The sequence below is a fragment of the Streptomyces radicis genome, assembly GCF_003626575.1.
In the GTDB taxonomy this organism is placed as follows: Bacteria; Actinomycetota; Actinomycetes; order Streptomycetales; family Streptomycetaceae; genus Streptomyces; species Streptomyces radicis.
On the sequence record NZ_RBDY01000001.1, the window covers coordinates 201,887 to 228,765 of the forward strand.

The 26,879-nt window shown below is 74.2% G+C and carries 27 protein-coding genes and 2 pseudogenes; 12 read left to right on the forward strand and 17 right to left on the reverse strand.

Features of this window, described 5'->3' with window-relative positions:
* Positions 1 to 26 precede the first annotated feature (26 nt).
* Positions 27 to 941: a non-homologous end-joining DNA ligase gene (gene ligD, locus D7318_RS00910; RefSeq protein WP_120694867.1), complete on the reverse strand. Its 915-nt coding sequence runs from the start codon at positions 939 to 941 to the stop codon at positions 27 to 29.
* Between the two features lie 30 nt (positions 942 to 971).
* Here ligD and ku point away from each other — a divergent pair, with 30 nt between their 5' ends.
* Positions 972 to 2,003: a non-homologous end joining protein Ku gene (gene ku / locus D7318_RS00915; protein WP_120695205.1), complete on the forward strand. Its 1,032-nt coding sequence runs from the start codon at positions 972 to 974 to the stop codon at positions 2,001 to 2,003.
* A 24-nt stretch (positions 2,004 to 2,027) separates the two neighbouring features.
* On the opposite strand, the gene D7318_RS00920 is transcribed toward ku, so the two are convergent.
* Positions 2,028 to 2,897, reverse strand: coding sequence for a 3-hydroxybutyryl-CoA dehydrogenase (locus D7318_RS00920; protein ID WP_120694868.1), 870 nt, complete (start codon positions 2,895 to 2,897; stop codon positions 2,028 to 2,030).
* Between the two features lie 227 nt (positions 2,898 to 3,124).
* A pseudogene (locus D7318_RS34860) lies at positions 3,125 to 3,304 on the reverse strand (hypothetical protein); the annotation flags it as partial.
* Between the two features lie 115 nt (positions 3,305 to 3,419).
* Between D7318_RS34860 and D7318_RS00930 the strand changes: the two are divergent.
* From D7318_RS00930 to D7318_RS00945, 4 genes are all read left to right on the forward strand, one after another.
* Positions 3,420 to 4,673, forward strand: coding sequence for a glycoside hydrolase family 10 protein (locus D7318_RS00930; protein WP_120694870.1), 1,254 nt, complete (start codon positions 3,420 to 3,422; stop codon positions 4,671 to 4,673).
* An 86-nt stretch (positions 4,674 to 4,759) separates the two neighbouring features.
* Positions 4,760 to 4,960, forward strand: coding sequence for a hypothetical protein (locus D7318_RS00935; protein WP_183091263.1), 201 nt, complete (start codon positions 4,760 to 4,762; stop codon positions 4,958 to 4,960).
* A gap of 100 nt (positions 4,961 to 5,060) precedes the next feature.
* A complete protein-coding gene (locus D7318_RS00940; RefSeq protein WP_120694872.1) occupies positions 5,061 to 5,621 on the forward strand; it encodes a histidine phosphatase family protein in 561 nt (186 codons plus the stop codon).
* Positions 5,622 to 5,655: 34 nt separating this feature from the next.
* Positions 5,656 to 6,048 carry a thiol-disulfide oxidoreductase DCC family protein gene (locus tag D7318_RS00945; protein WP_120694873.1) on the forward strand — a complete coding sequence of 131 codons (393 nt, stop codon included), beginning with the start codon at positions 5,656 to 5,658 and terminating at the stop codon, positions 6,046 to 6,048.
* A 43-nt stretch (positions 6,049 to 6,091) separates the two neighbouring features.
* Here the strand turns inward: D7318_RS00945 and D7318_RS00950 are convergent, their stop codons facing one another.
* From D7318_RS00950 to shc, 7 genes are all read right to left on the reverse strand, one after another.
* The gene (locus tag D7318_RS00950) at positions 6,092 to 6,616 is read right to left on the reverse strand and encodes a GNAT family N-acetyltransferase (protein WP_120695206.1); all 525 of its coding nucleotides are present in this window, start codon (positions 6,614 to 6,616) and stop codon (positions 6,092 to 6,094) included.
* A gap of 91 nt (positions 6,617 to 6,707) precedes the next feature.
* Positions 6,708 to 7,475: a methyltransferase domain-containing protein gene (locus tag D7318_RS00955; RefSeq protein WP_120694874.1), complete on the reverse strand. Its 768-nt coding sequence runs from the start codon at positions 7,473 to 7,475 to the stop codon at positions 6,708 to 6,710.
* Positions 7,476 to 7,571: 96 nt separating this feature from the next.
* Positions 7,572 to 9,212, reverse strand: a complete 1,641-nt coding sequence (locus tag D7318_RS00960; protein WP_120694875.1) for a DUF6875 domain-containing protein — start codon at positions 9,210 to 9,212, stop codon at positions 7,572 to 7,574.
* Positions 9,209 to 9,634, reverse strand: coding sequence for a DUF962 domain-containing protein (locus D7318_RS00965; RefSeq protein WP_120694876.1), 426 nt, complete (start codon positions 9,632 to 9,634; stop codon positions 9,209 to 9,211). Before D7318_RS00965 ends, D7318_RS00960 begins: the two co-directional genes overlap by 4 nt.
* Positions 9,635 to 9,666: 32 nt before the next feature.
* Complete coding sequence (locus D7318_RS00970; protein WP_183091240.1) at positions 9,667 to 11,091, reverse strand: cytochrome P450; 1,425 nt, start codon at positions 11,089 to 11,091, stop codon at positions 9,667 to 9,669.
* A 44-nt stretch (positions 11,092 to 11,135) separates the two neighbouring features.
* Positions 11,136 to 12,260, reverse strand: coding sequence for a UbiA family prenyltransferase (locus tag D7318_RS00975; RefSeq protein ID WP_183091239.1), 1,125 nt, complete (start codon positions 12,258 to 12,260; stop codon positions 11,136 to 11,138).
* Complete coding sequence (gene shc, locus D7318_RS00980) at positions 12,247 to 14,229, reverse strand: squalene--hopene cyclase (RefSeq protein ID WP_183091238.1); 1,983 nt, start codon at positions 14,227 to 14,229, stop codon at positions 12,247 to 12,249. The genes D7318_RS00975 and shc overlap by 14 nt, the downstream gene beginning before the upstream one ends.
* A gap of 274 nt (positions 14,230 to 14,503) precedes the next feature.
* Here shc and argC point away from each other — a divergent pair, with 274 nt between their 5' ends.
* From argC to D7318_RS01005, 5 genes are read left to right on the forward strand one after another with little or no spacing between them, the layout of a single operon-like run.
* Positions 14,504 to 15,532, forward strand: coding sequence for an N-acetyl-gamma-glutamyl-phosphate reductase (gene argC, locus D7318_RS00985; protein WP_120694879.1), 1,029 nt, complete (start codon positions 14,504 to 14,506; stop codon positions 15,530 to 15,532).
* Positions 15,529 to 16,692, forward strand: coding sequence for a bifunctional glutamate N-acetyltransferase/amino-acid acetyltransferase ArgJ (argJ, locus tag D7318_RS00990; RefSeq protein ID WP_120694880.1), 1,164 nt, complete (start codon positions 15,529 to 15,531; stop codon positions 16,690 to 16,692). The genes argC and argJ overlap by 4 nt, the downstream gene beginning before the upstream one ends.
* Positions 16,689 to 17,618: an acetylglutamate kinase gene (gene argB / locus D7318_RS00995; protein ID WP_120694881.1), complete on the forward strand. Its 930-nt coding sequence runs from the start codon at positions 16,689 to 16,691 to the stop codon at positions 17,616 to 17,618. Before argJ ends, argB begins: the two co-directional genes overlap by 4 nt.
* Positions 17,615 to 18,865, forward strand: a complete 1,251-nt coding sequence (locus D7318_RS01000; protein WP_120694882.1) for an acetylornithine transaminase — start codon at positions 17,615 to 17,617, stop codon at positions 18,863 to 18,865. The genes argB and D7318_RS01000 overlap by 4 nt, the downstream gene beginning before the upstream one ends.
* A gap of 50 nt (positions 18,866 to 18,915) precedes the next feature.
* Positions 18,916 to 19,464 carry an arginine repressor gene (locus tag D7318_RS01005; RefSeq protein ID WP_120694883.1) on the forward strand — a complete coding sequence of 183 codons (549 nt, stop codon included), beginning with the start codon at positions 18,916 to 18,918 and terminating at the stop codon, positions 19,462 to 19,464.
* Here D7318_RS01005 and D7318_RS01010 read toward each other — a convergent pair.
* The 7 genes and pseudogenes from D7318_RS01010 to D7318_RS01035 all read right to left on the reverse strand — a co-directional run bounded on the left by D7318_RS01010 (position 19,376) and on the right by D7318_RS01035 (position 24,106).
* On the reverse strand, positions 19,376 to 20,392 hold the full coding sequence (locus D7318_RS01010) for a 4-hydroxy-3-methylbut-2-enyl diphosphate reductase (RefSeq protein ID WP_120694884.1): 1,017 nt from the start codon (positions 20,390 to 20,392) through the stop codon (positions 19,376 to 19,378). The two genes, D7318_RS01005 and D7318_RS01010, sit on opposite strands and share 89 nt — an antisense overlap.
* A 35-nt stretch (positions 20,393 to 20,427) precedes the next feature.
* Positions 20,428 to 21,498 carry a polyprenyl synthetase family protein gene (locus D7318_RS01015; RefSeq protein ID WP_120694885.1) on the reverse strand — a complete coding sequence of 357 codons (1,071 nt, stop codon included), beginning with the start codon at positions 21,496 to 21,498 and terminating at the stop codon, positions 20,428 to 20,430.
* The gene (locus D7318_RS34865) at positions 21,495 to 21,644 is read right to left on the reverse strand and encodes a hypothetical protein (protein ID WP_408055438.1); all 150 of its coding nucleotides are present in this window, start codon (positions 21,642 to 21,644) and stop codon (positions 21,495 to 21,497) included. The genes D7318_RS01015 and D7318_RS34865 overlap by 4 nt, the downstream gene beginning before the upstream one ends.
* 12 nt (positions 21,645 to 21,656) lie before the next feature.
* A pseudogene (locus D7318_RS34870) lies at positions 21,657 to 21,743 on the reverse strand (hypothetical protein); the annotation flags it as partial.
* A 272-nt stretch (positions 21,744 to 22,015) separates the two neighbouring features.
* Positions 22,016 to 22,582 carry a GNAT family N-acetyltransferase gene (locus tag D7318_RS01025; RefSeq protein ID WP_120694887.1) on the reverse strand — a complete coding sequence of 189 codons (567 nt, stop codon included), beginning with the start codon at positions 22,580 to 22,582 and terminating at the stop codon, positions 22,016 to 22,018.
* Positions 22,583 to 22,628: 46 nt separating this feature from the next.
* Positions 22,629 to 23,471 (reverse strand): TIGR02452 family protein, encoded by an 843-nt coding sequence (locus D7318_RS01030; protein WP_120694888.1) that lies wholly within the window; start codon positions 23,469 to 23,471, stop codon positions 22,629 to 22,631.
* Positions 23,468 to 24,106, reverse strand: coding sequence for a pyridoxamine 5'-phosphate oxidase family protein (locus D7318_RS01035; RefSeq protein WP_120695208.1), 639 nt, complete (start codon positions 24,104 to 24,106; stop codon positions 23,468 to 23,470). Before D7318_RS01035 ends, D7318_RS01030 begins: the two co-directional genes overlap by 4 nt.
* Before the next feature lie 107 nt (positions 24,107 to 24,213).
* Here D7318_RS01035 and D7318_RS01040 point away from each other — a divergent pair, with 107 nt between their 5' ends.
* Both D7318_RS01040 and argH read left to right on the forward strand, forming a co-directional pair.
* Positions 24,214 to 25,410, forward strand: a complete 1,197-nt coding sequence (locus D7318_RS01040) for an argininosuccinate synthase (RefSeq protein ID WP_120694889.1) — start codon at positions 24,214 to 24,216, stop codon at positions 25,408 to 25,410.
* A complete protein-coding gene (gene argH / locus D7318_RS01045; protein WP_120694890.1) occupies positions 25,407 to 26,840 on the forward strand; it encodes an argininosuccinate lyase in 1,434 nt (477 codons plus the stop codon). The genes D7318_RS01040 and argH overlap by 4 nt, the downstream gene beginning before the upstream one ends.
* Positions 26,841 to 26,879 lie beyond the last annotated feature (39 nt).

Here is a 26,879-nt window from a genome sequence, read left to right on the forward strand (position 1 = left end):
GCGCTGATCCGAGGGCCGTCTCACCGTCAGGTGGGGCGGCCCTCGCCGGGTTCGGGCAGCGGGCGGGCCGCCGACGCGCGGGTCAGGTCGCGCATCAGCTCGCCGCGTTCCGCCAGGCGGCCCGCGATGTCGGCCATGCGGATGTCGAGCGACGCCGGGTCGCCCCCTTCGGCCACCTCGTCGAGCTCGTCCCAGCCCACGGGCGCGGAGACCGTGGGCGCCCGGCGGGCGCGCAGGGTGTAGGGGGCGGCGGTGGTCTTGCGGGCGGCGTTCTGGCTGTGGTCGATGAACACCTTGCCAGGGCGCAGCCGCCTGGCCATCTCGCCGATCGCGAGCCCCGGCAGGGCGCGCGCCGCCTCGCGCGCCAGCGCCTTGGCGTACTCGGACGCGCGCGCCGATGGCGTGGGGCGCAGCGGGCACAGCACGTGCAGGCCCTTGGACCCTGAGGTCTTGGCGTAGGCCGCCAGGCCGTCGTCGGCCAGCCGCTCGCGCAGCCACAGCGCGACCCGGCAGCAGTCGGCGATCGTCGCGGGCGCCCCGGGGTCGAGGTCGAGGACCAGCCGGTCGGCCACCCCCGGCGCCTGGGCCCGCCACTGGTGGGTGTGCAGCTCGGTGACCAGGTTGGCCGCCCACATCAGCCCCGGCAGGTCGTCCACCACCACCTGCCGCAGCGGCTCGCCGCCGCCGGAGCGCGGCACATCGGCGACGTTCACCCAGTCGGGGGTGCCGGGCGGGACGTTCTTGGTGAAGAAACGCTGCCCCTCGGGCCCGTCGGGGTAGCGCAGCAGGCTCAGCGGCCGGTCGGCGAGGTGGGGGATGAGCGCGTCGCCGTGGCTGGCGTAGTAGTGCAGCAGCTCGCCCTTGGTCGTCCCGTCCGGGTAGATGACCTTGTCCAGACGGGTCAGCGTCAGACGCCGCCCCTCGACGGTCACGACCGGCATACCCTGAGAGTGGCACGAAAGGGGCAGATGATGCGAACGATATGGAAGGGATCGATCTCCTTCGGTCTTGTCACCATCCCCATCAAGGTCGTCAGCGCCACGGAGAACCACTCGGTGTCCTTCCGCCAGGTCCACACGTCGGACGAGGGCAGGATCCGCTACCGGAAGGTGTGCGAGATCGACGGCGAGGAGGTGTCGGGCGAGCAGATCGGCAAGGCGTACGAGACGGCCGACGGCTCCCTCGTCCAGCTGACCGACGCCGACCTCAACGCCCTGCCGCTGCCCACCGCGAGGACCGTCGAGATCCTGGGCTTCGTGCCCGTGAGCAGCATCGACCCCTATCAGCTCGACCGCTCGTACTACCTGACCGCCGACGCGGGCGCGGCCAAGCCCTATGTGCTGCTGCGCGAGGCGCTGCGCCGCGCCGACAAGGGCGCGATCGCCAAGCTCGCGATGCGCGGGCGGGAGACCCTCGCGCTGGTGCGCGCGCTCGAGGACGATGTGCTGGGCATGCACACGCTGCTGTGGCCCGACGAGATCCGCTCGGCCGGAGGGCTGGCCCCCGGCGAGCAGGTCACCGTCAGGGACGCCGAGATCGACCTCGCCTACACGCTGATGGACACCCTCGGCGAGGTGGACATGGCCGAGCTGCACGACGAGTACCGCGAGGCGGTGGAGGCGCTGGTCGACGCGAAGCTCACGGGCCGGGCGCCCGAGCTGGCCGAGGAGGGCGCGCCGGGCGGCGCCAAGGTGGTCGACCTGATGGCCGCGCTCGAGGACAGCGTGCGCAACGCCCGCCAGGGCAGGGGCGAGGGCGAGGAGGCGGCCGAGGGCGGCGAGGAGGCGACCGTCACGCCGATCAAGAAGACCGGCCGGAAGAAGGCCGCCCCGCGCAAGGCCCCGGAGAAGAAGGCGGCGGCGCGGAAGACCGCGGCGAAGAAGACCGCGTCCCGCGAGGAGGCGGAGGGCGGACAGGGCGCCGCCAAGAAGGCCCCCGCCAAGAAGACGCAGGCCAAGAAGACGCAGGCGAAGAAGGCGGGCGGGCGCAAACGCGCCTCCTGACGGCCTTCGGCGCGGGCACGGCGTTCAGCGCTGGGCCTCGTACGCGTAGAAGCCCGCGCCCGACTTCCGCCCGAGGTGCCCCGCCGCGACCATGCGCAGCAGCAGCGGGGGCGGCGCGTAGAGCGGCTCCTTGTGCTCGGCGTACATCGAATCGGCGATCGAGGCGATGGTGTCGAGCCCGATCAGGTCGGCCGTGCGCAGCGGCCCCAACGGGTGGGCGCAGCCGAGCTCCATCCCCTTGTCGATGTCGTCCCTGCTGGCCGCGCCCGTCTCCAGCATCCGGATCGCGGCGAGGAGATACGGCACGAGCAGCGCGTTCACCACGAAGCCCGAACGGTCCTGGGCGCGGATCGCGTGCTTGCCGAGCACCCCGGAGACCAGCGCCTCGGCGCGGCGCACCGTCTCCTCCTCGGTGGTGAGCGCGGGGATCAGCTCCACCAGGCGCTGCACCTGCGCGGGGTTGAAGAAGTGGATGCCGAGCACCTGCCCGGGGCGTGCGGTGGCCATGGCCAGGTTGACCAGGGGGATGGCCGAGGTGTTGGACGCCAGGATGGCGTCGGGGCGGGCCACCACATGGTCGAGGACCTGGAAGATCTCGGCCTTGACCTGCTCCTGCTCCACCACCGCCTCGATCACCAGGTCCCGGTCGGCGAACGCGCCCAGGTCGGTGGTGAACGTGATGCGGTCGAGCGCCGCGTCCCGCTCGTCCTCGCCGATCTTCCCGCGCTCGGCCGCCCTGGCCAGCGAGGCCGCGAGCCGCGTGCGGCCGATCTCCAGCGCCTCGCCCGTGGTCTCCGCGACCCGGACGTCGAGCCCGGCCCGCGCGCAGACCTCCGCGATGCCCGCGCCCATCTGCCCGCAGCCCACCACGCCGACGCGCTCGATGTCGGTCACGTTGTGCCCCTTCGCCGATCGTTCACTCACCCGGACTCGCCGGACGCATCGGACTCGCCCGGACTCACCCGACGGTACCGCCCGGTAGCGAGCGGGGGAGGACCGGCCGGTCGACCGGTCCTCCCCGGGGGCGTGCGGGCGGTCACACGCGCCTGACGTGCGCCGTTCAGCCCGCGCCGCCGTCCCAGTGGGTCAGCTCGTCGGTGCAGCCGGTCGGGGTCGAACGGGTCGGGCCACCACGAGCTGTACCCGGTGACCATGACGGTGCCGGGGTTCTGCCGGTCCACCGTCGACCCGCTGAAGCCGAACCACCGGTCGCCGCCCGCAGGCACCGGCGACACGTCGGTCCATGTGCCCGTCGCGGTGTCCAGGCGCCGCACCTCGCCGTCGGCGCCCGTGCGTGGGCCCGATGGCAGTTGTCGAATGTTGTTCGCACAAGGGTGTGTCGCGCGGACGTCGGGCGGGGACTTGGTCACTCTGTGCGGGGTATGCGTGACATGGAGAGATGACTGGGGGCACACGATGGGACGAATCACCCGCAGGGGTCTGGCGACGGCCGCGGTCGGCACGTTGGCCGGGGCCCTGACACTCACTCAGGCGTCCGCCTCGGCGCGGTGGACGGAGCGTGCGTCGGCGCGGTCGGGCGCGGACGGGGCGGCCGCGGCGCCGACCGGGACGCGCGGCATGTGGATCGCCACGGTGGCGAACATCGACTGGCCGAGCGCCACCGGGCTGTCGCCCGACGCGGCGCGGGCCGAACTGGTCGCGCTGTTCGACGTGGCCGTGGAACGGCGGTTGACGACCGTGTTCCTCCAGGTGAGGCCGACGGCGGACGCGTTCTGGCCGTCGCCGCACGAGCCGTGGTCGGCGCTGCTCACGGGCACCCAGGGGCGTGATCCCGGGTGGGATCCGCTGGACTTCGCGGTGCGGGAGGCGCACGCGCGTGACCTGGAGCTGCACGCGTGGTTCAACCCGTACCGGATCGCGCAGCACGGCGACCCCGGGCGGCTGGCCGAGGGGCACCCGGCCCGGGTCCACCCGGAGTGGGTGGTGCCGTACGGCGGGCAGCTGTTCTACAACCCGGGCCTGCCCGAGGTGCGGGCGTTCGTGCAGGACGCGATGGTCCACGCGGTCGAGTCGTACGCGATCGACGGGGTGCACTGGGACGACTACTTCTACCCGTATCCGGTGGCGGGCGAGGCGTTCGACGACGCGGCGGCGTTCGACGCGCACGGCGGCGACTTCGGCGACCTGGGCGACTGGCGGCGGCACAACATCGACCTGCTGGTGCGGGAGATGCGCGAGCGGGTGGCCGAGGCGCGGCCCGGAATCCCGTTCGGGGTCAGCCCGTTCGCGGTGTGGCGGAACAAGAGCACCGACCCGCTCGGCTCCGACACCCGCGGCGGGGTGCAGACGTATGACGACCTGTACGCGGATGTGCGCACCTGGGTCAGGGAAGCGTGGATCGATTATGTGATCCCCCAGGTGTACTGGCACATCGGCTACGCGGCGGCGGACTACGCGACGCTCGTGGAGTGGTGGGCCGACGTCGCGGAGGGCACGGATGTGGCGCTGTACATCGGCGAGGCGGTCTACAAGGTCGGCGACCCGGCCCAGCCCGAGGCGTGGCAGGACGCGGGGGAGCTGTCGCGGCACCTGACGCTGTGCGCCGAGCACCCGCGGGTGGGCGGGAACGTCTTCTACTCGGCGTCCCAGGTGGCCTCCGACCCGCTGGGCGCGATGAGCCGGGTCGTCGAGGACCACTACCGGGATTGAGCGTGGCGCCGGGCGGAGCGCCGTGGCGGGTCCGGCGTTGTATACGAAACGGCCGGGCGGCGGGGGGCGCGCTCCTCGGCCTCCCCGTGGGCGATCCCAGCTGGCAGGAGATCACCCTGAGCGCCGGGCCCGAGAGGGTGCCGCGCACCGTGGACGCCGGGGGCGTGGGACCGGCCGCCGGTGTGGCGGAGATCGCGGAGGGCGTGCGCCGCCTGGCACGCGCCTGGCGCGAGACCCCGGGGCAACGCGCCCGACGCGCTGCCGTGATCCCCGGTGACCCCTGGTGATCGCGGGGTCTCGCGCCGGGTGAACGGGCGGGTGCCATACCGCCGTCATATTTACCCCGTGGTAGTGGTGCGGTAATTCGCCTGCTCGTACGATCGCGCCATGCTGCTCACGCTGATAGCGGCTGCCCGCAGCTCAGCCGTCCTCGACACGCGTTTCGGCGACGACCGTCCGCTCGACGCCGCAGGCTGGCACGCGCTCGAACGGGCCATCCCGGTCCTGCTGCCGCTGGCCGCGGCGGAGCTGCGCTACTGTTCGCCGACCCCGAGCAGCAGGCAGACGGGCGACGCCCTCGGCCTCGCCCCCCTCGCCCAACCCGCCCTGCGCGACTGCGACATGGGCCGCTGGTACGGCATGACCCTCCAGGAGGTCGCCGCCCGCGAGCCCGCCGCCGTCGAGGCTTGGCTCGCCGACCCCAGGTCCGCGCCGCACGGCGGCGAGCCGCTGCTGGCGTTCGTCTCCCGGGTGGGCGGCTGGCTCGACACCCGGCCGCTCGAGGGCGAAGGGCGGATCGTCGCCGTCACCGAGTCCTCCGTGATCAGGGCCGCCATGCTCTACGCGCTCAAGGCCCCGCCCCAGTCGTACTGGCGCACCGAGGTGCACCCCCTGTCGGTCGTCAGCCTCAGCGGCCGTCCGGGCCGTTGGAGCCTGCGCCTCGGCTGACCCGTTCGACGCCGCCGTGCGGCACCATGGAGGCATGCGAACGCTTCCTGTGCTGGTGTACGACGGCGACTGCGCGTTCTGCACCAGCTGTGTGCGGTTCGCCGAGCGGCGGATAGGGCCGCGCTGCGAGGCGACGCCCTGGCAGTTCGCCGACCTGGCCGCCCTCGGCACCGACGAACGGCGGGCCTCGCACGAGGTCCTGTGGATCACACCGCCGGGGCGCGTCCACGGGGGCGCGCGCGCCGTCGCGAAGCTGCTGCTGAGCGCCGGGGGCGGGTGGGCGGTGCTGGGCGCGGCGCTCACCCTGCCGCCGGTCAGCTGGGCGGCGCGCGGCGTCTACCGCCTGGTCGCGGACAACCGGCAGCGCATGCCCGGCGGCACCCCCGCCTGCGCCGTCCCCCCGGCACGCAGGCCGCCCGCCGCCTGAACGGCCCGTGGCGCGGGGCGCGTTCAGCCGGTCGGCCCGTCGGTCAGCTTGCTCCGTCGGTCAGCTCGTCGGCCAGCAGGTCCATCAGCAGCCCGTCGTGCCACGTGCCGTCGGCGCCCCGCTCGTACCGGCGCATGACGCCGACGCCGCGGAAGCCCACCTTGCGGTAGCACGCGATCGCCGCGGCGTTGTCCGCGGCCGGGTCGATCGAAAGCCGGTGGTGGCCATGGGCGTCGATCAGGTGCCTGGCGAGCGTTCTGAGGGCGTCGGTGCCGAGGCCCCGGCCGTGCACGGCCGGGTCGAGATAGATGTCGGCGCTCGCGTGCCGGTAGTCCGGGTCCTCCTCGGCGCTCCACTGGATCAACCCGACCGTGGCCCCCGCCCGTTGGATCACCAGCCGCTCCACGTCCGGGTCGGCGAGCTCGTCCGCCACCTCGGCCGCCAGGTCGTCGCCGCCCCGCCACCACCGTCTGACCTCGGGCGTCGCCCGGATCCTGGCCAGCTCGGGCACGTCGTCCGCGGTGGCGGGGCGCAGCGTCACCAGGGCCCCGCGCAGTGGGGTCGCCATGGCGTCCACGTCACTCGCCGCCCGCGGTGGCCCGACTCCCGTGTCGGTCATGGCGGTTGGCCCGTTCTCCGGTCCTCGCGCCCGCGCGGCCTCAGGCATGGCGGCGGGCCACCCAGATCTCCTCGCTCGGCCACCGTTGCGCCCAGTCCGCCGTCACCTCGCCGTAGTCGCGGTGCGCGGGCCTGGGCGCCCGGATCTCGATCAGGTCGAGCACCTCGAAGCCGCTCGAGCGCAGCAGGCGCAGCATGTCGCCGTGCGGCAGCACGAACTCCACCCGGTCGCCCCGGTCGAGGCGGCGCATCCCGAACAGGTCGCGCCGCAGCTCGGTGGCCGCGGGCCCCGCCGGGCGCGCGCACAGCGCGAACAGCGGGGAGTAGCGCCCGAACACCAGCCGCCCGCCCGGCACGAGCAGCCGCGCGGCCTCCGGGATCCAGCGGTACGGGTCGCACCACAGGGACGCCCCGAACTCGCTGATCGCCAGGTCGAACGCGCCGTCCTCGTACGGCACTTCCTCCGCCGAGGCCCGCACCAGCGGAAACTCCTGGCCGAACTCCTCCTGCATCGCCCGCGCCGTGGCCAGCTGCTCGGCCGAGATGTCGACGCCCACCGGGCGCGCCCCGCGCCGCGCGAGCCACGCCGACACATACGCCGTGCCGCAGCCCAGCTCGACCACCCGCGTCCCCTCCAGGTCATCGGGCAGCAGCCGCAGCTCCGACTCGGGGGTGGCCCACAGGCCCCAGCGCGGCTCGGTCGCGGCCCACTGGTCGCGGGCGAGCGGCCCATGGGCGGCGGCCCCCGCCCCGTCCCAGTAACGACGGTTGCGCTCGGTGGGGTCGAGGCGATCTTCGGTGGCGGTCATGGGGGCATTGCACCGGCTCGACGGCCCACGGGGCAACGCGTTTATCCGGGCCGACGCCCCACCGCCGGACTCCACGGCCCGACCCCACGCCCGCCCCTACGGCCCGCCGACCCGCCCCGGGGAGAACCGCGCGGCCGCGCGCTCGTAGCACCGCACGAACAGCGGGTCGGCGACCCCGCCCCTGGCGAAGCGGTCGCCGAACCGCTCGTCGTACGCGCGGAAGCACGTGGCGTCCTGGTGCAGGAAGAGGATGTCGTGGAGCGCCATGTTCCTGATCACGATCAGCGGCACCGGCGAACGGGACACGGGGAACACGGGGTTGCGCGCCGCGGGCTCCGCGCAGTGCTCGTGGAACTGCCCCACCATCACGCCGCGCGCCGCGAGTTCGGGCTTCAGCTCCGCCTGCACGCGATCGAGCCGGTGGCAGCCGGCGCGGCTCAGCCGCGGGAGCGCCACGACCAGCGACCGCAGCGACGCGTTCCTGTGGTCCCACGCCCTGCCGCGGAACCGCGCGACGGCGTTCAGGACAAGACCGCGCAGCGCGGCCGGGTCGTCGCCCTCGACGGCGTCGTCGCGCTCGACGGCGATCGCGCCCGCCCGCCGCGCTGACTCGACGAACGGGCAGACGGGCCCGGTGCGCCCCAACTCGGGGTGGTCACGCATCAGATAGGACCGGAACCACGCGTCGACCAGCTCCTCGACCGCGCCGGGCGGGTCGGCCCCGCGCGGTCGGCCCAGGGTCAGCACCGCGCCGCCCGGCAGCGGCAGGCTGTCCGCCACGTCGAAGCCGCACGCGTCGAGCAGGGCCGCCAACTCGCGGGTGCCGCGCTCACGCCCCCCGGCGAACAGGCACATCATGTAGAGGTCCATCACGGCCGCGTCCCACGACTGCTCGCCCTGGTGCTCCGCGCCCGTCTCGGGCGTGGCCATCTCGATGACGGCCAGCCTGCCGCCCGCCCCCAGGGCGCGCCCGCACGCGCGCAGGATCGTGGCCGCGTCGGCGTCGCCGTGGTCGTGCACGATGTGGCGGAGCAGCACCAGGTCGCCCGCGGGCAGGTCGTCGGTGAGGAAGTCCCCGGCGTGGAAGGCGAACCGGTCCGCGAGACCCGCGCGCGCCATCCGCGCCATGGCGGGCCCGCGGGACTCGGGGCGCTCGACGAGCACCCCGCGCGCGCCGGGGTGGTGGCTCAGCACGTGTGCGAGCAGCGCGCCGTCCCCGCCGCCGACGTCCACGACGACCTCGGGCCGCTCGGGGCCGAGGGCCGCCAGGATCCCCGGCAGCTCGGCGTGCAGCCCGGCGGCCTGCGAGGCGTCGAACACCGACCTGAGGTGCTGGTCCCCGCCCAGATAGGGGAAGAACGCGGCGCCCGCGACCTCGTCGAACGCGGGCCCGCCGGACCGGACGGCGCGCACCATCCCGTCCCACGCCAGGCCCACGACGTTCGCGGCCAGCAGCGCGGTCGGCCGTGCCGTGCCCGGGGTGTCCGAACGCAGCTGGTGGCCGAGCGGCCCCAGGGCGAACGTGTCGTGAGCGGTCTCCCTGACGACCCGGAAGGCGACCAGCGCGCGCAGCAGGCGGCGCAGCGAGTCGGCGTCCGCGTCCGCCGACCGGGCCAGCCGGTCGAGGGGGTGCTCGGCGTCCCGCATCGCGTCGGGCAGCCCGAGGAGGACGAACGCCTGCACCGCCCTCGACACGATCTGCCCGTAGATCAGGCGGCGGACGTCGTGCGTCGTCATCGGTCGTCCGCCTGCTCGGCGAGCATGCGCTGGAGCTCCTCGATCCGCTCGGCGAGCTCGTCGTTGCGGCCCGTGACCATCATCCAGATCATGCGGAGGTCGCCCGCGAACGCCGCCTTCGAGTCGGTGAAGCCGACCGGCATGTTGCGCTCGAAGACGAAGTGGCTCGGCCAGGCGATGGAGAAGAACACCGGCACGCCGAGCAGCGTGCGGCGCAGCCGCTTGCCCTTGGGGGCCGTCGCGCTGGTCGCGAGGGCCGCGCCCATCGCGACGACGTGGCCCCACCGTGTGCTGGCCTTGGTGTGGGCCAGGAGGTAGCGGTCCCAGCTCGACAGCTCCACCGGGGCCGAGGCGGGAGCGTCGGGGGTGGTGGAGGCGGTGGAGCCGTTCACGGACGGTTCCGGGCGGTCGATCGTGGTCATCGTCAAGTCCCTTCTGATCGTGGGGCGTTGCGTCAGGTGTTCTCGGTGTGCGCGGACGTGTCGCGTCCCGCCCCGCGCCGCCGGGGGACGCGCACGGGGATCCCGGCCTTGGGCCGCAGCGCCGCGAACCCGTCGAGCCGGGGCGGGCGGTCGTCGGCCAGCGCGACATCCCCGGCCTGGAGCACCGCGGCGAGCACTGCGGGCACGATGACCGCGGCCATCCCGCTGCCCGGGCACCGGCGGCGCGGGGAGCCGTAGGGGAAGTAGGCGGAGGGCGGCACGGCGGTCGCCGCCGCGCCGGTCCTGTCCCACCGCTCCGGGTCGAACCGCTCGGGGTCGGCCCAGGACTCGGGCGAGCGGTGGGACGTGAACTGGCTGAGCATGATCCGGCTGCCCGCCGGGATGCGGTGGCCGTGCAGGTCGAACGCCCTGACGCAGCGGCGGGCGCTCGCCACCACCGGCGGGTGGACGCGCAGGGCCTCGGCGACCACATGGCCCAGATACTTGAGCCGACGCGCGGTCGAGGCCCGCACCGGCTCGTCGCCCAGCTCGCGCGCGACCTCGCGCCGCGCCTTTGCCAGCACCTCGGGGTGGGCGAGCAGCCCGTGGAGCGACCAGCCGAGCGCGGAGCTGGTCGGGTCGTAGCTGGCGATGAGGAGGCTGACCACGGTGTCGCGGACCGTGTCGTCACCGGCGGGCAGCGCGGAGTGGACCTCGGGCCGCAGCAGGAACCCGATGGGGTCGGCCGGTTCAGGCGTGGTCGTCCGCCCGGCGCGTCGGCGCGCGATCTCGGCGCGCACGACCCGGTCGACGCGGCCGAGCGGCCCGCGCAGCCGCAACCGGCCCAGGCGGGGCGCGTTCCACAGCAGCAGCGTCAGCACGGACGAGCGGTTCAGCACGGTGTGCAGCTGCTCGAGGGTGGCGTCGAGCGCGTCGCCCTCGCGCGCGATGACGCCGGGGCCGATGAACGAGTCGACCGACGCCAGCCGCACCGCGTGCCGCAGCTCGGCGTACGCGTCCACCGTCCCGCCCCGCGGCCAGGCCGCGAGGCGGTCGCGCACCCGGTCGAGCACGCGGTCCGCGTAGGTGTCCACGTGCTCGCGGTCGAACAGCGGGCGCAGCACCTGCCGCATGGCCCGGTTCTCGGCGTTCGGCAGGGCCACGAGGGCGGTGTCGCCCGCGATGGCCTGGAGCCCGCCGTAGGAGAACTCGAAGTTCTCCGTGCTGCCGAGCACCAGCTCGTTCGCCTCGGCGCCGAACAGGAACGTCCAGCGCAGCGGTCCGGCGCCGACGGCCGCGACGGGCCCGTAGGTCCGGTGCAGATGGCTCATCCCGGCCGCCACCGAGTCCCTGAAGCCGTCCAACGCCGCCGACATCTCCCGCGGCGTCCGCGGACCCGGCACGCGCGGGCGTCGGCCGCCCGGCGCGGTCACGGGCCCGAGCAGGGGTGAAGACACGCCAATCTCCCATCCGTTGGGGGGTGGGGCGATCCGCCCCTGGGTCAGCCCGCGGTCGGGCGGGCGAGGCTGTTCTCGCGGGAGTCGATCCGCAGCGCGTCGACGGCGACCATCAGCAGCACCGTGGCGGCGAGCGCGGGCACGGTGACCGCGGCCGGTACGGACAGGGCCAGGACCAGGGCGATGAACACGAAGGAGAACCACATGTCCTGCTTGAGGACGCTGTTGGCCCGCGTGCCGACGGCCCTGGCCATCCGCACGGCCTGGACCGCGGCGAACAGCACGGCGGGCACGAGCAGCAGCCATCTCAGGCTGCGCGCGCCCTCGTTCCCATGCGCGAGGAAGACGAACAGCGGGGCGACCAGGTGCACGCCGACGGTCGTGGCACCGGCCGCGACGGCGGCGGCCCGCCGGGTCGCGAACACGGTGGCCGAGGTGCGCAGCCCGGTCCGCTTGTCGCCGTCGTAGTCGGGGACGTTCTTCACCAGGCCCTTGGCCACGAACCACAGCGTGATCAGGGCGAGCAGCCACCAGAACGCGGCCGGGTCGGGGCGCGGGTCGACCCGGCCCGTGGCGAAGCGGGCCACCCCATACCCGAAGACGAAGGGCCCGTAGCCGGCGAGGGCGAAGCCGAACAGTCCCGCGACGGGCCTGGCCTTGAGCCGCAGCGGCCGGTAGGAGTACTGGTGCGAGCCGGCGAGCACCACGAGGAAGACGGCCGCGGGCCCGGGCCCGAGCGGCAGCGACGCCAGCGCCACCACCGCGCTCCAGACCACCAGGGCGGTCCTGTACCGGTGCCAGCCGATCTCGCCGACCAGGCCGAGCCGCCCCGGCATGTTGACGCTGTCCTCGTCGACGTCGGTGTGGACGTTGTAGAGGTTGGCCAGCATCCCGGTCGTCAGCATGAGGAACGCGCCGAGCCAGAACTGCCAGCGCACGTCGCCCGCGACGATGCCGTAGCCGAGCGCGAAGACGGTCAGGCTGGGCGTGCAGGTCCGCGGCCTGCTCAGCGCCACCAGCACGCGCGCCACGCGCGCGGCGCCCACGGTCCCCTGGCTGCGGCGGACCAGGCGCACCAGCTCGTGCGGGGGTAACGCCGCCCACTCCCGGGTCGGCCGCGAGGGCGCGGGCTCCGCCTCCGGCAGGGTCTCGCCCTCACTCCGCGCCACGGTCGTTCCCCCGTTCCGCGGCGACCCGCGTCTCCGGTCGGCCCGTCGGCTCGGCGGGCTCGGCGGGCTCGCGGGGCGCGAGGTATCTGCCGAGCGCGATGACGGGCATCGCCTGGACGATCGCCGGATACGAGAAGTAGATCTCGCCCGGCTGGCCGGTCGCGGTGAAGACCTCCTCGTGCCACGAGCCGTCGGGCCGCTGGCTCTCCCCGAGCCAGGCGAACGCCGCGCGCACCCGCTCGTCGTCCGCGCCCACCCCGGCGGCGTGCAGGGCGAGCAGCGCCCAGGCGGTCTGCGACGGGGTGCTCGGGCCGCGGCCTCGGTGCGCCCTGTCCTCGTAGGACCGGCAGTCCTCGCCCCAGCCGCCGTCCGCGTTCTGGTGCTCGAGCAGCCAGTCGACCGCCCGGCGGACGCGCGGGTCGCCGGGGTCGACGCCCGCGGCGACGAGCCCGGGCACCGCGCTGCCGGTCCCGTAGACGTGGTTGACGCCCCACCGGCCGAACCACGAGCCGTCGGGCTCCTGCTGGGCCAGCAGCCACCTGGCTCCTGCCGCGGCCGACGCCCCAGGGCCCAGGGCTTCCAGGACATGGCCCGTGACATCGGCGACGGGCACGTCGAGCATCGGGCCGTGGTCGTTGTAGGGCAGGCGCTGCGAGAGCTCGGTGAGCCGCGACAGGTCGCCGGACTCGTAGGCGGCCCACCCGCCCCCGCGGGACTGGAGCCCGACGAGCCAGCCCCTGCCCCGCTCGACCGCCTCGGCCTCGACCGCCTCGGCCTCGGCGGGGGGCGGCTCCTCGTGCGCGGCGCGGAGGCGGGTGAGCGCGGTGACGGCGACCGCGGTGTCGTCCACGTCGGGGAAGGCGTTCAGGCCCGGGGAGAACGGCCAGCCGCCGGGCGGCACTTCGGGCCGGTCGCGCTGCCAGTCGCCGCCGCTCGCGGACTGCGTGGCCACCAGCCAGGCGCGGGCCCGCCCGACCGCGGGGTGCGTGGGCTCCACCCCCGCGTCGGCCAGGGCGAGCAGCGAGTAGGCCGTGTCCCACACGGCCCCTGGGCACGGGACGATCCGGCGCTCGACCCCGTCGGGCGTCTCGACCGTCTCGCCGAAGCCGTCGAGCGCGGTGAGCGCCGCGCGGTAGGCGTTGCTCTCGGCGGTGTGGCCGAGCGCCTTGAGGGCCAGCGTGCCGAGCGCCGAGAACAGGAACACGTGGAACCACGACCCGTTCGCCTGCTGATGGCGCAGCAGCCACAGCTCCGCGCGCGCCAGCGCCCGGTTCCGCAGGGGGCGCAGCGGGTGCCGGTGGTAGGCGCCCATGACCCGCTCCGCCGCGCCGGGCCGCGCGGCCTCGGCGGGTGACGCGGGATCGCGCAGCTCGGGCAGGTCGAACCCGGCGGGCCTGACGGGCCGCCGGGCCGCGATGACCGAGAGCGGCGTGAGCAGGTGCCGCGACCACACGCCGAGCGAGCGCACCGCGACCGGGACACCCGCGGGGAGCAGGATCTGCTCGGGCAGGACGGGCGGAACGCGGTCCCACCCGCGGATGCCGAGCAGGGCGAGCCAGAAGTGGGTCTCGGTGCGCGCCGCGTCGAGCCCGCCGTGGCGTCGGCAGAACTCCGCGGCCGCCCGCAGGTGCGGCTCGTCGGTCCTGTCACCGGACAACCGCAGCGCGACATACGCCTCGGCGGTCACGGACAGGTGCCCAGGGCCCCCGGGGAACATCGGCCACGACCCGTCGTCGCGCTGTCCCCGGCGCACGCGCCTGGCGGTGCGTTCGAGCACGGTCGTGTCGGCGACGCCCAGGCAGTGCCGGGTGATGATGTCGGCCGACTCGGCGCTGACGTTGGTGTGCGGTCCCTCGTACCAGTGCCCGTCGTCGTGCTGGCGCGCGAGCAGGTTGTCGATTCCGCGGGCGAGGACCTTGTGGGTGTGGATGTCGGTGGCGCGGAGTTCGGTGGCGTGGATGTCGTTCATGGGGCGACCGGCTCCCCAGGCCCGCGGGCCGATCGGAGGACACACCGGAGCGGTACGAGCGGTGCGGGGAGCCTGTGCGGAACGGGTGCCACGAGCACTTCCTTCCGGGAGGACGGACGTCGGGCGACGATCCCCAGTTGTAGCCCGACCCCACCGGGACGGGTCCCGCCTCCCGTGTGGTACGCGGCGCGGGGGAGTGCGGCGGGCCCCTCGGTGGCCCATTGCATAAAACTGTGGTGCTACGTATAGTTATCCTGTCACTCAGGAGGAGGCGATGGCCGTGCGCGCTGCGGTGGCGGGTGCCAGTGGGTACGCGGGGGGCGAGGTCCTGCGGCTGCTGCTGGGGCACCCCTCGATGGAGATCGGGGCCCTGACGGGCAACGCGAACGCCGGGCAGCCGCTGGGGGCGTTGCAGCCGCAGCTGCTCCCGCTGGCCGACCGGGTGCTCGAGCCGACCTCGGCCGGGGTGCTCGCCGGGCACGACGTCGTCTTCCTCGCCCTGCCGCACGGGCAGTCGGCCGCCGTCGCCGAGCAGTTGGGCGACGGGGTGCTCATCGTGGACTGCGGCGCCGACTTCCGCCTCGGGAGCGCGGCGGAGTGGGAGCGCTACTACGGCTCCCCGCACGCCGGGACCTGGCCCTACGGCCTGCCCGAGCTGCCGGGCGCGCGCGAGGCGCTGGCCGGGACGCGGCGCGTCGCGGTACCCGGCTGCTACCCCACGGCGGTCACCCTGGCCCTCTTCCCCGCGTATGCCGCGGGCCTGGTCGAGCCCGAGGCCGTGATCGTCGCCGCGTCCGGCACCTCGGGCGCGGGGCGTTCGCTCAAGCCGCACCTGCTGGGCAGCGAGGTCATGGGCTCGCTCAGCCCCTACGGCGTCGGCGGCGTCCACCGGCACACCCCCGAGATGGCGCAGAACCTCTCGGCGGTCGCCGGGGAGCGCGTGACGATCTCGTTCACGCCCACCCTCGCGCCCATGCCCCGGGGCATCCTCGCCACGTGCTCGGCCAGGGCCAGGCCCGGCGTCACCGCGGCCACCGTGCGCGAGACCTATGCCAAGGCCCTGGCGGGCGAGCCGTTCGTCCGCCTGCTCCCCGAGGGCCGGTGGCCCACCACCGCGGCCGTCGTGGGGTCCAACGCCGCGCTCGTGCAGGTCGCCCTCGACGAGGCGGCGGGCCGGGTCATCGCCATCAGCGCCATCGACAACCTCACCAAGGGCACCGCGGGCGGCGCGGTGCAGAGCATGAACATCGCCCTCGGCCTCGCCGAGGACCTGGGACTTTCCACGATCGGAGTCGCACCGTGAGCGTTACGGCAGCACAGGGGTTCACCGCGGCGGGGGTCGCCGCGGGGATCAAGGCACCGGGGGATGGCGGCGCCCGCCGCGACTTGGCGCTCGTGGTCAACCAGGGCCCCAGCACCGCCGCCGCGGGCGTCTTCACGGCCAACCGCGTCAAGGCCGCGCCCGTCGTCTGGTCCGAGCAGGTGCTCAAGGGCGGCCAGGTCTCCGCCGTCGTGCTCAACTCCGGTGGCGCCAACGCCTGCACGGGCCCCCTCGGCTTCCAGGACACCCACGCCACCGCCGAGCGCGCCGCCGAGGTGCTCGGGCTGAACGCCGCCGAGATCGCCGTCGCCTCCACCGGCCTGATCGGCCTGCGGCTGCCGATGGACAAGCTGCTGCCCGGCATCGGGACGGCCGCGGCCGAGCTGTCCCCGCACGGCGGCGAGAAGGCCGCCCTCGCCATCATGACCACCGACACCGTGCACAAGACCGCCGTCGCGCGCGGCGACGGCTGGACCGTGGGCGGCATGGCCAAGGGCGCGGGCATGCTCGCCCCGGGGCTCGCCACCATGCTGGTCGTCCTCACCACCGACGCCGACGTGGCCGCCCCTGAGCTCGACGCCGCGCTGCGCGCCGCCACCAGGACGACGTTCGACCGTGTGGACTCCGACGGCTGTATGTCCACCAACGACACCGTGCTGCTGCTCGCCTCCGGCGCCTCGGGGACCGCGCCCGAGGCGGCCGCGTTCGCCGGGGCCGTCCACGCGGTGTGCGCCGACCTCGCCACCCAGCTGGTCAAGGACGCCGAGGGCGCGTCCAAGGACATCCGCGTCGAGGTCACGGGCGCCGCGAGCGAGGAAGAGGCCGTCGAGGTGGGCCGCTCCATCGCGAGGAACAACCTTCTCAAGTGCGCCATCCACGGCGAGGACCCCAACTGGGGCCGCGTCCTGGCCGCCATCGGCACCACGTCGGCCACGTTCGAGCCGGACCAGCTCAGCGTCGCCATCAACGGCGTGTGGGTCTGCAAGAACGGCTCCTACGGCGAGGACCGCGGCCAGGTCGACATGCGCTTCCGCGAGGTCACCATCACCGCCGACCTCGCCGCGGGCACCGGGTCCGCCGTCATCTGGACGAACGACCTCACCGCGGACTACGTCCACGAGAACAGCGCGTACTCCTCATGAGCGCCCCCCACACCCCCCGCCCGCCCCGCAAGCACACCGCGCTCCCCAAGGCCCGCATCCTGATCGAGGCCCTGCCCTGGCTGACGCGGCACCACGGCAGGACCGTCGTCATCAAGTTCGGCGGCAACGCCATGGTGGACGACGCGCTCAAGGCCGCGTTCGCCCAGGACGTGGTGTTCCTGCGGCACGCCGGGCTGCACCCGGTCGTCGTGCACGGCGGCGGCCCCCAGATCAGCGCCCAGCTCGACCGGCTCGGCCTGGACTCCGAGTTCCGCGCGGGGCTGCGCGTGACCACCCCCGAGGCCATGGACGTGGTCAGGATGGTGCTGGCGGGCCAGGTCCAGCGCGAGCTGGTCGGCCTGCTCAACCGGCACGGCCCGCTCGCCGTCGGCATGACCGGCGAGGACGCCCACCTGATGTCCGCCGTCAAGCGCTACGCCGACGTCGATGGGGAGCGCGTCGACCTCGGCCGGGTCGGCGAGGTCACCGCCACCGACACCGGCGCGATCGAGGCCCTGCTGCGCGACGGCCGCATCCCGGTCGTCTCGTCCGTCGCCCGCGGCGCCGACGACGACCACGTCTACAACGTCAACGCCGACACCGCCGCCGCCGCGCTTGCCGCCGCGCTGCGCGCCGAGACGCTGATGGTGCTCACCGATGTCGAGGGCCTCTACGCCGACTGGCCCGCGAGCGACGAGGTCATCAGCAGGCTCACCGAGAGCGAGTTGGAGAAGCTGCTGCCCGACCTGGCCAGCGGCATGGTGCCCAAGATGGAGGGCTGCCTGCACGCCGTGCGGAACGGCGTGCGCACCGCGCGGGTCATAGACGGACGCGTCCCGCACGCCATCCTGCTGGAGATCTTCACGGACGAGGGGATCGGGACGATGGTCGTGCCCGACGGGGCAGGCGAGGGAGAGCCGACATGAACGCCACAGCCCAGAACGCCACCGCCCCCACCGACACCGCCCCCACCGACGCCGCTTCGGGCAACGCCGCGCTCACCGCCCGCTGGCAGGGCGCCCTGATGGACAACTACGGCACCCCGAGGCTGCCCCTCACCCATGGCGAGGGCGCCCGCCTGTGGGACGCCGAGGGGCGCGCGTACCTCGACTTCGTCGGGGGCATCGCCGTCAACTCCCTCGGCACGGGGCACCCCGCCGTGGTCCGCGCCGTCAGCGAGCAGGTCGCGCGCCTCGGCCATGTCTCCAACCTGTTCGTGGCCGAGCCCCCGGTCGCCCTGGCCGAGCGGCTGCTTGCGCTCGCGGGCCGCCCAGGGCGTGTCTTCTTCTGCAACTCGGGCGCCGAGTCCGTCGAGGCGGCGTTCAAGATCGGCCGCCTCACCGGGCGTTCGCACATGGTCGCCGCCGAGGGAGGGTTCCACGGCCGCACCATGGGCGCCCTGGCCCTCACCGGGCAGCCCGCCAAGCAGGACCCGTTCCGGCCGCTGCCCGGCGATGTCACCCATGTCCCCTACGGCGACGCCGACGCGCTGCGGGCCGCGGTCACGACCGACACCGCCCTGGTGATCCTCGAGCCCATCCAGGGCGAGAACGGCGTGGTCGTGCCCCCCGGCGGCTATCTCGCCGAGGCCCGCGCGATCACGCGCGCCACCGGGACGCTGCTGGTCCTCGACGAGGTGCAGACGGGCATCGGGCGCACCGGGCACTGGCTCGCCGGGCAGGCCGAGGGCGTCGACGCCGATGTGATCACGCTCGCCAAGGGGCTTGCCGGTGGCCTGCCGATCGGCGCGACCCTGGCGTTCGGCGAGGCGGCCGAGCTGCTCACGGCGGGGACGCACGGCTCGACGTTCGGCGGGAACCCCGTCTCGTGCGCCGCCGCCCTCGCCGTCCTCGACACCATCGCCTCCGACGACCTGCTGCGACGCGTCAAGGCCGCGGGGGAGCGGCTGCGTGAAGGCGTCTGGGGCCTGGGGCACCCCTTGGTCGACCGCGTCAGGGGCGCCGGGCTGCTGCTGGGTATCGTGCTCACCGAGCCCCTGGCACCCCAGGTGCAACGTGCGGCTCAGGACGCCGGGTTCCTGGTGAACGCGGTCGCGCCCGACGTGGTGCGGCTCGCCCCGCCCCTCGTCGTGGGGGACGCGGAGGTGGACGCGTTGCTCGGGGCCCTGCCCGGCATCCTGGACGCCGCCGACACGTCGGCCGCGGCGCGATGAGCGGCGCAACGCGATGAGCTGTGCAACGCGATGACCAACGATGAGGGAGCATGACCGAGGAGCGGCAGCCCGCCGGGAGCGCAGTACCGCAGACCCGGACCGCCCGCCACCGGCGGATCGTCGACATCCTGGGCCGGCAGCCGGTGCGCTCGCAGAGCCAGCTGGCCAAGCTGCTGGCCGACGACGGACTGAGCGTCACCCAGGCGACGCTCAGCCGCGACCTCGACGAGCTGGGCGCGGTGAAGATCCGCAACACCGGGGGGGAGCTGATCTACGCGGTGCCGAGCGAGGGGGGCTTCCGCACCCCTCAGGCGCCGCTCGGCGAGTCGGCCAAGGAGGTGCGGATGGCGCGCCTCGCGGAGGAGCTGCTGATCTCCGCCGAGGCGTCGGCCAACCTGGTGGTGCTGCGCACGCCCCCGGGCGCCGCGCAGTTCCTGTCCTCGGTGATCGACCAGGCGCAGCTCCACGACATCCTCGGCACCGTCGCGGGTGACGACACGGTGCTGCTGATCACCCGTCACCCGACGGGCGGCCAGCGGCTGGCGGACCATCTGCTGCGGCTGGTGCAGCGGCAGCAGGACTCCTCGGGGGAGGGCTGACCGCGGCCAGCCGCCTCGGCAGCGCGAACCGCAGCGTCTCATCGGCCACCTGCACCTCCTCCACCTCCGCGAACCCCCGCTCGGCCAGCGCGGCGACGAGCCCGGACACCGGCACCTCGGGGACGGAGGCGCCGGAGCTGACGCCCACGGTGGTCACGCCGTCGAACCACTCGTCCCTGACCTGCCCCGCGTCGTCGATCAGCCGCGCGTCGCCCGCGCCCGCGCGCAGCGCCACCTCGACGAGGCGCGCGGAGTTCGACGAGTTGGCCGAGCCGACGACCAGCAGCAGGTCGCAGCGGGGAGCGATGGCGCGGACCGCGTCCTGTCGGTTCTGGCTGGCGTAGCAGATGTCGTCGCCCGGCGGGTCGGTCAGCAGCGGCAGCCGCTCGCGCAGCGCGCCGACCGTCTCGGCGACCTCGTCGACGGCGAGCGTCGTCTGGGACAGCCACACGACGCGCTCGGGGTCGGCCACCGGGAGCGCCCTCGCCTGCTCGGGCGACTCCACCACCGTGATCCGCCCCGGGGCGTGGCCCACCGTGCCGGTCACCTCCTCGTGCCCGGCGTGGCCGACGAGCGCGATCTGGTACCCCTCGGCGGCGAACCGTTCCGCCTCGCGGTGGACCTTGGTGACCAGGGGGCAGACCGCGTCCACCACGGACAGCTCGCGCTCGGCCGCCTGGGCGTGCACCTCGGGGGCCACCCCGTGCGCCGAGAGCACCACGACGGAGCCGACCGGCACCTCGTCGAGCTCGTCGACGAAGACGGCGCCCCGGTCGGCCAGGTCCCTGACCACGTGCGTGTTGTGCACGATCTGCCGCCGGACGTAGACCGGGGGGCCATGGCGCTCGAGCACCCGTTCCACGGTCTCGATCGCCCGCTCCACGCCCGCGCAGAACCCGCGCGGGGCGGCCAGCAGTACCTTCCCCATCGAAAGCCTTCTCCCTCGGCGCCCTTCGGCGTCCGTCAGCGGTCTCGGTGCCCGGCGAGCCGGGCCAGCGCGGCCAGGTGCGCCCCGGCCGGGTCGGCGGGCTCGGCGGCGTCGAGGCAGGCGAGCGCCAGGCGCAGCTCCTCCTCGGCCGCCTCCTCCGCCCACGCCCGGCCGCCCGCCTCCTCCACCAGGGACGCGAGCAGCGCCGTCTCCTCCGGCTCGGGCGGCGGGGCCTGGCCCGGGTCCCTGCGCTGCTCGCGGGTGTACTGCTCGGACAGGCGGCGCGCGGCAGGGGTGCCCGAGTCGAGCGCGGCGACGACCGGCAGGGACTTCTTCCGGTTGGCCAGGTCCGCCCCCGCGGGCTTGCCGGTGACGGCCGGGTCGCCCCAGATGCCGAGCAGGTCGTCGGTGAGCTGGAACGCCATGCCCAGGTGGGTGCCGAACCGCCGCAGCGACTCGACGCGTTCGGGCGAGGCGCCGCCCCACAGCGCGCCGAGGGCGCACGAACAGGCGAGCAGCGCCGCCGTCTTGCGCTCGGTCATGGCCAGGCACTCGGGGAGCGACACATGGAAGCGGTCCTCGAAGCTGATGTCCGTGTGCTCGCCCTCGATCAGCTGGGTGGTGGCCTCGCTGAGCCAGCGGATGCCGGTGACGGCGGCGAGCGGGGCGGGCTGCTCGGTCAGCACCCTGCTGGCGTGCATCAGCAGCGCGTCCCCGGCGAGCAGCGCGGCGGACGAGCCGAACACCGTCCAGGCGGTGGCCCGGTGGCGGCGCGTGGTGTCGCCGTCGAGGATGTCGTCGTGCAGCAGCGAGAAGTTGTGCACCAGCTCGACGGCCACGGCGGGGGCCACCGCCTCCTCGGCGCTGCCGCCCACGGCCTCGGCGCAGCCGAAGACCAGCGCGGGGCGCAGGGCCTTGCCCGCGGGGGCGTCGTCGGGGCGGCCCGAGGCGTCGGTCCAGCCGAAGTGGTACGAAGCCACGCGGGCCACCGGCGTGGGCAGCCGGTGGATCCACTGGCGCAGGGCGGGGTCGAGCAGCGCGCGGGCGTCGCGCAGGGTGTCGCGGGCGGTGTGCGCTCCGCCCGCCGTGTCAGGGACGGTGGTCATGACGGGGCCTCGGCTTCCTGGCGGTGCTCGGTGGGGGCGGGTGGCTCGGTGGGGGCGACGGGCTCGGTGGCGGCGGCCGTCCCGGTGAGGGCGAGCGCCTCCTCGACGAGCGCCTCGACGACGCGGGACTCAGGGACGGTGCGCATCATGTCGCCCTTGACGAAGATGTGACCCTGGCCGTCGCCCGATGAAACACCCGGATGCGTCTCCCTCGCCTCGCCCGGGCCGTTGACGACGCAGCCCACTGCCGCGGCGGGCCGCCGCGGGGGGTCCCGGCATGCAGAGATCGACGGGCATCACGCCACTCCCTCATCCGGATCGCTGATCACATCGCTGATCACCTTGCTGATCACGATGTTCAGCTTGACCGTTCGGAGTAGCGGCTGGAACAGCGCGTTGCGCATTGTCCGCGCGCCCCCTCGCGCGCCCGCGCGCTCCGGGCGGGTGTCTCAGGCGTGCTGACCAGGAGTTCTGTTCAGGCCAAAGGAAGGGGGTGGTGTGGCCGCCCGGCGCGTAATCACCCGTGTGGGTGAGGCGCGTTCTCCTTGTGCCACTCGTCGGCCAGCAGGGCCCACACCTGGAGGTCGTGCCGCGTGCCGCCCATGGCGAACACGCTGCGCATCGTGCCCTCGCACGTCATGCCGAGGCGCCTTGCGACGGCGATGCTCGGCGCGTTGAGCGGGCTGACCAGCCACTCGACCCGCGCGAGGCCGCGCGCCCCGATCGCCCAGTCGATCATCGCGCCCGCGGCCCGCGTGACCAGGCCGCGGCCCTGGGCGCCGGGGGCCAGCCAGGCGCCCAGCTCGCAGCTGCCCTGCGGCACGCTGAAGATCCGGTAGATCATGCCCCCGACCAGCTCGCCGTCCAGCCGGATGCCGTAGATCCGCCCGGTGTCGGCCGCCTGCCGGTCGGCGTACCGCTGGAGGAACGCGCGTGCCGACGCCGTGTCCTTCACGTCGTGCGCCCAGGGCAGCCAGGGCGTCAGGTGCTCCCGCGCCCGGTCGGTGAAGGCGGCCAGCTCGTCCGCCTGCCAGGGCTCGAGGGGACAGAGCTCGGCGCCGGGGCCGAGGGGGGCACTGAGCACGTCAAACCTCCGGGTGCGACCGCCCGTTCGGGCCGGAACGATCACCCTAGCCAGCGGCGAACGCGTCGGCGAAGGCTTTTCGGGTCGGCGAGGGCTCCCGCCGGTCGAGCACCGCGAAGACCACATGGTCGAACCGCCGGGCGAACGCCCCGCCCGCGCCGAGCGGTCCGCGGAACGCCTCGGCCACGTGCGCCGGGTCGTTGCGGAACACCCCGCAGCCCCACGCCCCGAGCACCAGCCGCCGGTACCCCGCCGCCGCGGCCACCTCGAGCACGCGCGTCGCCCGCGACCGCAGCGCGCCTGGCACCTCGCCCGCCCGCTCGGGGGCGAGCCGCGCAATCACCCCCGCGTTGGGCGCCGCCGAGGTCAGGAACCCGGCCGCGAACGGCTCGGGCAGCAGCGCCCCCTTGTCGTCCCTGAAGACCGGCACGCCGGGGGAGTGGATGACGCGGTCGCTGTAGAAGGGGTCGGGGTCGGCCCGGTGCGCCGCGTAGAACTCCGGGACCCGCAGCAGGCACGTGTGGAGCGCGGAGGCCCGGCACAGCGCCTCCTCCTGCGCCTGCGCCCCGTTGAGGAAGCCGCCGCCCGGGTTGCGCGCCGAGGCGAAGTTGAGCACGGCCACGGCGCCGCCGCCCCCGGTGACCAGGCGTCGCGCGGCGACGGTGCTGCTCTCCCCCGTGACCTCGAACGCGGCGACCTCGCGCGCGTCCGGCGCCCCGGGGTCCACCGGCGGGAGGGGCACGGGATCGGGCCCGAACAGCGCGGTGCCCTCGCGCGCCGCGGCCGTCGCCCCGCCGATGTCCACCCGCCGCCCGCCGGGGCCCGGGTACCAGCCGGCGGTCACGAACTCCTCGGTCTCCCTGGCGATCCCCCGCAGCCGCGCGCTCACGCCCGCTCCCCGTCGGCCGCCGGAGGCGTGGTCGCCCGAGGCGTGGTCGCCCGGGGCGTGGGTGGCAGGGGCAGCGGCAGCCCCGGCAGGCCGTCGATGCTGGTCGCGATGTGGTCCTTCGTGTGGAAGTACGCGTCAAGCGACGCGTCCGTCTCCCGCGCGAAGCGCGAGCCGTGCAGCGGGCGGTCGCCCTCGTAGCCCATGAACGGGACCGCGTAGCCGCAGCTGTCCCTGATCAGCTCGGCGGTCACCACGATGATCGCCCGCAGCCCGTGGTCGGCCGCGTCGATGGCGGGGAAGCGCGCGAGGAGGGCGGGGAAGCGCGGGTCGTCGCGGAAGACCGGCTCGCCCCGCCCGTGCACCCTGACGATGTTCGGCGGGCCCTGGAACGCGCACCACATCAGGGTGATGCGGCCGTTCTCCCTGAGGTGGGCGATGGTCTCCGCGTTGCTCCCGGCGAAGTCGAGATAGGCGAGGGTCAGCTCGTCGAGCACCGCGAACGAGCCGGTGAGGCCCTTGGGCGAGAGGTTCACCGTGCCGTCGGCCGCGAGCGGGGCGGTGGCGGTGAAGAAGAGGGGCTGCTCCTCGATGAACGTCCTCAGCCTGCCGTCGATGCGTTCGTATGACTTGCCCATGTCCCGCAGTATGCCCAGGCCTTGGGCGCCCCTGGCGAGCGGATTGACGAACCATGCGGATGTCTGCATACTTATTCCAGACCGTGCATGCTTCATAAGGAGACACCGTGACCCAGCGCGTCGTACTCGCCTACTCCGGCGGTCTTGACACCTCCGTCTGCATCGGCTGGATCGCCGAGGCGACCGGTGCCGAGGTCGTCGCCGTCGCCGTCGACGTCGGCCAGGGCGGCGAGAGCCTGGATGTCATCCGCAAGCGCGCGCTCGCGTGCGGCGCGGTCGAGGCCGAGGTCGTGGACGCCAAGGACGAGTTCGCCGACGAGTACTGTCTCCCCGCGATCAAGGCCAACGGCCTCTACATGGACCGCTACCCCCTGGTCTCCTCGCTCTCCCGGCCCGTCATCGTCAAGCACCTGGCCGCCGCCGCCCGCAAGCACGGCGCCGACACCGTCGCCCACGGCTGCACCGGCAAGGGGAACGACCAGGTGAGGTTCGAGGCGGGCATCGCCTCCCTCGCCCCCGACCTGACGTGCATCGCCCCCGTCAGGGACTACGCGATGACCCGGGACAAGGCCATCGCCTTCGCCGAGGCCAAGGGCCTGCCGATCGCCACGAGCAAGAAGTCGCCGTACTCCATCGACGCCAACGTCTTCGGCCGCGCCATCGAGACGGGCTTCCTCGAGGACATCTGGAACGCCCCGATCGAGGACATCTACGAGTACACGCGGAATCCCGCCACCGCGCGGGACGCCGACGAGGTCGTCATCACCTTCGAGCGCGGCGTCCCCGTGGCCGTCGACGGCCGGTCCGTCACCATGCTCCAGGCGATCCAGGAGCTGAACGAGCGGGCGGGCGCCCAGGGCGTCGGCCGGATCGACATGGTCGAGGACCGGCTGGTCGGCATCAAGTCACGCGAGGTGTACGAGGCCCCCGGCGCCATCGCGCTCATCGCCGCGCACCAGGAGCTGGAGAGCGTCACGGTCGAGCGCGAGCTGGCCCGTTACAAGCGGCAGGTCGAGCAGCGCTGGTCCGAGCTGGTCTACGACGGCCTGTGGTTCTCCCCGCTCAAGCGGGCCCTCGACGGCTTCGTCGACGAGGCGAACGAGCACGTCAGCGGCGACATCAGGATGACGCTGCACGGCGGCCGCGCCGTGGTCACCGGTCGGCGCTCGGGCCAGTCGCTCTACGACTTCAGCCTCGCCACGTACGACACGGGCGACACGTTCGACCAGTCGCTCGCCAAGGGCTTCATCGACATCTTCGGCCTCTCGAGCAAGATCGCGGCGCGGCGGGACCTCGCCCAGTGACGGCGGCGAAGGGCGGCGGCGACGTCCGGCTGTGGGGCGGCCGGTTCGCCAGCGGGCCCGCCGAGGCCCTGGAGAGGCTCAGCGCCTCCGTCCACTTCGACTGGCGGCTCGCGCCCTACGACATCGCCGGGTCCCGCGCCCACGCCCGCGTCCTGCACCGGGCCGGGCTGCTCACCGACGACGAGCTCGAGCGCATGCTGGCCGGGCTCGACCGCCTGGCCGCCGATGTCGCGGACGGCTCGTTCACCGGCACGATCGCCGACGAGGACGTGCACACCGCGCTCGAGCGCGGCCTGCTTGAGCGGCTCGGTCCCGAGCTCGGCGGCAAGCTGCGCGCGGGCCGCTCGCGCAACGACCAGGTGGCCACCCTCTTCCGCATGTACCTGCGCGACCACGCGCGGATCATCGGCGGGCTGCTCGCCGACCTCCAGGCGGCGCTGATCGGCCTGGCCGAGGCCCACCCCGACGTCGCCATGCCCGGCAGGACCCACTTCCAGCACGCCCAGCCCATCCTGTTCGCGCACCACGTCCTGGCCCATGTCCAGGCGCTGTCGAGGGACGGCGAGCGGCTGCGGCAGTGGGACGCGCGCACGGCCGTGTCCCCGTACGGGGCGGGCGCGTTGGCCGGCTCGTCGCTCGGCCTCGACCCCGAGGCGGTCGCCGCCGAGCTGGGCTTCGAGGGCGGCTCTTCGGCGAACTCGATCGACGGCACCGCCGCGCGGGACTTCGTCGCGGAGTTCGCGTTCATCACGGCCATGGCGGGCGTGGACATCTCGCGGATCGCCGAGGAGATCATCATCTGGAACACGAGGGAGTTCTCCTTCGTGACCCTGGACGACGCGTTCTCCACCGGCAGCTCGATCATGCCGCAGAAGAAGAACCCCGACATCGCCGAGCTGGCCCGCGGCAAGTCGGGGCGCCTCATCGGGAACCTGACGGGGCTGCTTGCCACCCTCAAGGCGCTCCCGCTCGCCTACAACCGCGACCTCCAGGAGGACAAGGAGCCGGTCTTCGACTCCTGCGACCAACTCGAGGTGCTGCTCCCGGCGTTCACCGGCATGGTCGCCACCCTCACGGTCAACGCCGCGCGCATGGCCGAGCTGGCGCCCGCGGGCTTCTCGCTCGCGACCGACATCGCCGAGTGGCTGGTCAAGCGGGGCGTGCCGTTCCGCGTGGCCCACGAGGTCGCCGGTGAGTGCGTCAAGGTGTGCGAGGCGGAGGGCATCGAGCTCGATCAGCTCACCGACGAGCAGTTCGCCAAGATCTCCCCGCACCTCACCCCCGAGGTCCGCACCGTCCTGACGGTCGAGGGCGCCCTCGCGGCGCGCGACGCGCGCGGCGGCACCGCGCCCTCGGCGGTCGCCGTCCAGCTCGATGAGGCCGGAGCGGCCCTGGCCGAGCAGCGGGCCTGGGCGGCGGCCACCCGCTGACGGGGCCACCCGTCGGCACGCGCGGCGGGTGGCGGGCGG

Excerpts from the sequence above, each read along its gene's own strand:
- argB (WP_120694881.1), top strand. The coding sequence starts at position 16,689 with ATGAGCGCCCCCCACACCCCCCGCCCGCCCCGCAAGCACACCGCGCTC.
- ku (WP_120695205.1), top strand. The coding sequence starts at position 972 with ATGCGAACGATATGGAAGGGATCGATCTCCTTCGGTCTTGTCACCATC.
- D7318_RS00955 (WP_120694874.1), bottom strand. The coding sequence starts at position 7,475 with ATGACCGCCACCGAAGATCGCCTCGACCCCACCGAGCGCAACCGTCGT.
- D7318_RS00965 (WP_120694876.1), bottom strand. The coding sequence starts at position 9,634 with ATGACCACGATCGACCGCCCGGAACCGTCCGTGAACGGCTCCACCGCC.
- D7318_RS00930 (WP_120694870.1), top strand. The coding sequence starts at position 3,420 with ATGGGACGAATCACCCGCAGGGGTCTGGCGACGGCCGCGGTCGGCACG.
- D7318_RS00960 (WP_120694875.1), bottom strand. The coding sequence starts at position 9,212 with ATGACGACGCACGACGTCCGCCGCCTGATCTACGGGCAGATCGTGTCG.
- argC (WP_120694879.1), top strand. The coding sequence starts at position 14,504 with ATGGCCGTGCGCGCTGCGGTGGCGGGTGCCAGTGGGTACGCGGGGGGC.
- D7318_RS01035 (WP_120695208.1), bottom strand. The coding sequence starts at position 24,106 with ATGGGCAAGTCATACGAACGCATCGACGGCAGGCTGAGGACGTTCATC.
- D7318_RS00945 (WP_120694873.1), top strand. The coding sequence starts at position 5,656 with ATGCGAACGCTTCCTGTGCTGGTGTACGACGGCGACTGCGCGTTCTGC.
- D7318_RS34865 (WP_408055438.1), bottom strand. The coding sequence starts at position 21,644 with ATGCGCACCGTCCCTGAGTCCCGCGTCGTCGAGGCGCTCGTCGAGGAG.
- D7318_RS01005 (WP_120694883.1), top strand. The coding sequence starts at position 18,916 with ATGACCGAGGAGCGGCAGCCCGCCGGGAGCGCAGTACCGCAGACCCGG.
- D7318_RS01015 (WP_120694885.1), bottom strand. The coding sequence starts at position 21,498 with ATGACCACCGTCCCTGACACGGCGGGCGGAGCGCACACCGCCCGCGAC.
- D7318_RS00950 (WP_120695206.1), bottom strand. The coding sequence starts at position 6,616 with ATGGCGACCCCACTGCGCGGGGCCCTGGTGACGCTGCGCCCCGCCACC.
- D7318_RS01010 (WP_120694884.1), bottom strand. The coding sequence starts at position 20,392 with ATGGGGAAGGTACTGCTGGCCGCCCCGCGCGGGTTCTGCGCGGGCGTG.
- D7318_RS01000 (WP_120694882.1), top strand. The coding sequence starts at position 17,615 with ATGAACGCCACAGCCCAGAACGCCACCGCCCCCACCGACACCGCCCCC.
- shc (WP_183091238.1), bottom strand. The coding sequence starts at position 14,229 with ATGAACGACATCCACGCCACCGAACTCCGCGCCACCGACATCCACACC.
- ligD (WP_120694867.1), bottom strand. The coding sequence starts at position 941 with ATGCCGGTCGTGACCGTCGAGGGGCGGCGTCTGACGCTGACCCGTCTG.
- D7318_RS00940 (WP_120694872.1), top strand. The coding sequence starts at position 5,061 with ATGCTGCTCACGCTGATAGCGGCTGCCCGCAGCTCAGCCGTCCTCGAC.